The organism is Milkweed yellows phytoplasma str. MW1 (genome assembly GCF_000309485.1).
Lineage (GTDB): Bacteria > Bacillota_I > Bacilli_A > Acholeplasmatales > Acholeplasmataceae > Phytoplasma.
This window is the reverse complement of sequence record NZ_AKIL01000090.1, coordinates 1-3559: the sequence shown is the minus strand read 5'-3', so window position 1 is coordinate 3559 and position 3559 is coordinate 1. Positions and strand designations below refer to the sequence as shown.

The following is a 3559-nucleotide window of genomic DNA, read 5'->3' as shown; positions in this document are numbered from 1 at the left end:
TCCCTACACGACGCTCTTCCGATCTGCTACATGATTTAAGGCAGGTTACCCTTTATGATAATAATTAAATCAGAGAATGAAATTGCTATAATGAGAAAAGCAGGTCAAATTTTATCTTCTATAAGAAAAGAATTAATCCTTTCTTTGAAAGAAGGTGTTTCTACTTTTGCTTTAGATATGATTGCTCGTGAATTAATTGAAAAACATGGAGTGGTTTCCGCTTTTAAAGGTTATAAAGGTTTTGATGGTTATATGTGCACTTCGGTTAATGAAGCTATCGTGCACGGAATACCATCTAAAAAACAAATTTTAAAAAAAGGCGATATCATTACGATTGATATGGGTATCAAATATCAAGGATATTATGTTGATTCAGCTTGGACTTACACCATAGGTAAAGTTTCTAAAAAAGTAGCAACTCTTTTGGAAAACACTGAAAAGTCTTTATTCGCTGGAATAGAACAAGTTAAACCAGGAAATCGCATTTCTGATATTTCTGCAGCTATTTTTGAAATTGGTAAAAAGAATAAATACGGTATAGTTGAGGTTTTTTCAGGACATGGAATTGGTTTGCAATTGCATGAAAAACCTTATATTTTTAATTTTGATTTTGTTGATAAAGATTATATCTTACAACCAGGAATGACTTTTTGCATTGAACCTATGTTTACTTTAGGCACTAAAGAAGTTAAAATATTGAATGACGGTTGGACTGTTATAACAGCAGATAAAAGTTTAAGTGCTCATTTTGAACACACAGTTTTAGTGACCGAAAACGGATATGAAATTTTAACATTAACATAAACAAAGAAATAGGAAAATAAAAATAAACATGGTTAATCCAAATATTATTGAATTTGATGATGCTATAGTAGTTGGCATTTTGCCTAATGCTAAATTTAAATTAGAGCTTTCTAATAAAAAAAGTATTATTGCTCATATTTCAGGCAAGATACATAGCAATAACATTCGTATTTTGTTAGGTGATAAAGTTAAAGTAGATTCTAAAGGACGTATTGTTTATCGTTATATCGATAAAAGATAATAATATTTTTTTAAATAAAAGGAGATATTTAAAATGAAAGTTAGAGCTTCTGTTAAAAAACGTAGTGCTGATGACATCATTGTACGTCGCAAAAAAAGAGTTTATGTTATAAATAAAAAAAATCGTCGTAATAACCAAAGACAAGGGTAATTTGGAAAGGAGTTTGTAAATGGCAAGAATTGCAGGAATAGATGTTCCTCGCGATAAAAGAGTAGTGATTTCGCTTACTTATATTTATGGTGTTGGGCGTAAAACTTCTCAGCAAATTTTAAGCGAATTAAATATAGATGAAAATATTCGCGTTAAAGATTTAACTGAAGAACAATTATCCAGCATAAGAAATGAATTAAGTAAAATGAGTGAAGGAGCTCTAAGACGTGAGACTGCTTTAGTAAATATTAAACGCTTAATGGAAATCGGTTGCGATAGAGGAATACACCACCGTAAAGGATTACCAGTAAGAGGGCAAAAAACTAGAAACAACGCTAAGACAGCTAAGAAAAATCGTAAAAAACCGTCTTCAAGCGTTAATAAAGATAAAAAAAGCAATAAGAACGCTAAAAGAGGGAGATAATAAATGGTTCAAAAAAAACGCATAAAGCGTAAAAAAATTAAAAAAAATGTTCCTTTGGGTATAGCTCATATTCATACTACTTTTAATAATACTATATTGACTATTAGCGATTTAGAAGGTGATGTAATCACTTGGATCAGTGCAGGTTCTTTAGGTTTTAAAGGTAGCAGAAAATCAACTTCTTTTGCAGCTCAACAAGTAGCTAGAAAAGCAGCAGGATTGGCTAAAGTTCAAGGAATGCAAAAGGTTGAAGTCTTTATTAAAGGTCCAGGAGTAGGTAGAGAAACTTCTATTCGTTCTTTACAAGAATCAGGTTTAGAAATTACTGCTATTAAAGATGTTACTCCTGTTCCTCATAATGGTTGTAGACCACCTAAACGTCCTCGTGGTTAATTAAGGGAGTAGAAAATGAAAAAATTAAAATTTTTAAGACCTATTATGTTAGTTGACAATGAAAATGATGATGATTTTGATAAAAGATTCGTTATCCAACGTTTAGAAAAAGGATACGGAACTACAATCGGAAATTCTTTGAGAAGAGTTTTATTATCTTCTTTGCCAGGCGCCGCTATTGTAAACGTTCACATTGATGGTGTAGAACATGAATTTACCGTTATGGATGGTGTTTATGAAGATATTATGACTATCATTTTAAATTTAAAAAAAGTCGTTATTGCTGTTGATTCCCAAGATGAAGATTTTGAACAAAAGTTGAAAATCGATATTACAGGTGAAAAAACAGTAACAGCTGCAGATTTTAATGTTGTTGATGGAGTTAATATCATTAATAAAGATCAAGTAATAGCTCATGTATCAGAAAACACTCGTTTCCGTATGGAAGCGACAGTAAGAAGAGGCATTGGTTATGAAAGTGCTGCGAGTAACAAGGTTTTTAATAAAAGTCAATTTGGAGTTATAGCGATCGATTCTTTATATACACCAGTTGTAAAAACAACTTACACTGTGGAACAAAAGTTAGGTAACAAAGAAGAGTTAGTAGTTGATATCGAAACTAATAAAGCTATTACCGCTAAACAAGCTTTATCTACAGCTTCTAAAATTTTAACAGATCATTTTAATGTTTTAGTTAAATTATGCGAACAAGAACAACAAAATGACTTTATTTATGAAGCAGAAATTGAAAATTACAATCATGCTTTAGATTTGAAAATCGAACAATTAGAATTGTCCGTGAGACTATTAAATAGTTTGAAAAAATCAGGAATTAATACTGTAAAAGAATTAGTGAGTCAAAAAGAAAAAGATATTTCTAAATTAAATAGTTTAGGTACAAAATCTTTTAATGAATTAAAAGCAAAAATGAATAAATTAGAACTTCGTTTCGATATGCTAATAAACGACAAATAAAATATTTTTTTAGAAAGTGGGTTAAAATTAAAAAATGGTTTACAGTAAATTAAAACGTACTACCCCTCAAAGAAAATCTTTATTAAGAAGTTTAGTTTCCAGTTTGATTGCGAACGAACAAATTGTAACTACTTTTTCTAAAGCTAAAGAATTGAGAAGAGCAGTTGAAAAATCTATAACTTTAAGTAAAAAAAACACTTTACACGCAAGAAGACAAGCATCTCTTTTAATGTTTAACGAAAAAATAGATGAAAATAAAACTGTTTTACAAAAATTATTTAACGAATTATCTGCCAGATATCAAGACAGACCGGGCGGTTATACTAGAATTATCAAAACTGAACCTCGTAAAGGCGACGACGCCGCTATGGCAATCATACAACTTGTTGAATCTTTGATCAAATAAGTTTTTTATTAATTTTTATTAAAATTTTTATTACATAGAGAAAAGTTATTTCTCTTTTTTCTGAAAAATAAAACAAAATTGATTCATTTGGTCTTTTTTTATGTGCCAAATCATTAATTTTTTATTTAAAAAAGTATATTTTTCTTATTAGATTAAATTCTTATTA

Annotated in this window: 7 protein-coding genes; all 7 read left to right on the top strand. The window is 29.6% G+C overall.

The window, feature by feature from the left end:
- Nucleotides 1–54: 54 nt before the first annotated feature.
- The 7 genes from map to rplQ are packed head-to-tail and all read left to right on the top strand — an operon-like array spanning nt 55 to nt 3393.
- Nucleotides 55–804 carry a type I methionyl aminopeptidase gene (gene map / locus RI76_RS02020; RefSeq protein WP_017192477.1) on the top strand — a complete coding sequence of 250 codons (750 nt, stop codon included), beginning with the start codon at nt 55–57 and terminating at the stop codon, nt 802–804.
- Between the two features lie 28 nt (nt 805–832).
- Nucleotides 833–1045 (top strand): translation initiation factor IF-1, encoded by a 213-nt coding sequence (gene infA, locus RI76_RS02015; RefSeq protein ID WP_017192476.1) that lies wholly within the window; start codon nt 833–835, stop codon nt 1043–1045.
- Between the two features lie 33 nt (nt 1046–1078).
- Nucleotides 1079–1195, top strand: coding sequence for a 50S ribosomal protein L36 (gene rpmJ, locus RI76_RS02010; protein WP_017192475.1), 117 nt, complete (start codon nt 1079–1081; stop codon nt 1193–1195).
- Between the two features lie 19 nt (nt 1196–1214).
- A complete protein-coding gene (gene rpsM, locus RI76_RS02005) occupies nt 1215–1619 on the top strand; it encodes a 30S ribosomal protein S13 (RefSeq protein ID WP_017192474.1) in 405 nt (134 codons plus the stop codon).
- Nucleotides 1620–1622: 3 nt separating this feature from the next.
- Entirely contained in the window at nt 1623–2012 is a 390-nt protein-coding gene (gene rpsK, locus RI76_RS02000; RefSeq protein ID WP_017192473.1) for a 30S ribosomal protein S11, read from the top strand.
- 15 nt (nt 2013–2027) lie between these two features.
- Nucleotides 2028–2987 (top strand): DNA-directed RNA polymerase subunit alpha, encoded by a 960-nt coding sequence (locus RI76_RS01995; RefSeq protein WP_017192472.1) that lies wholly within the window; start codon nt 2028–2030, stop codon nt 2985–2987.
- A gap of 34 nt (nt 2988–3021) precedes the next feature.
- Nucleotides 3022–3393: a 50S ribosomal protein L17 gene (gene rplQ, locus RI76_RS01990; protein WP_017192471.1), complete on the top strand. Its 372-nt coding sequence runs from the start codon at nt 3022–3024 to the stop codon at nt 3391–3393.
- Nucleotides 3394–3559: the final 166 nt, after the last annotated feature.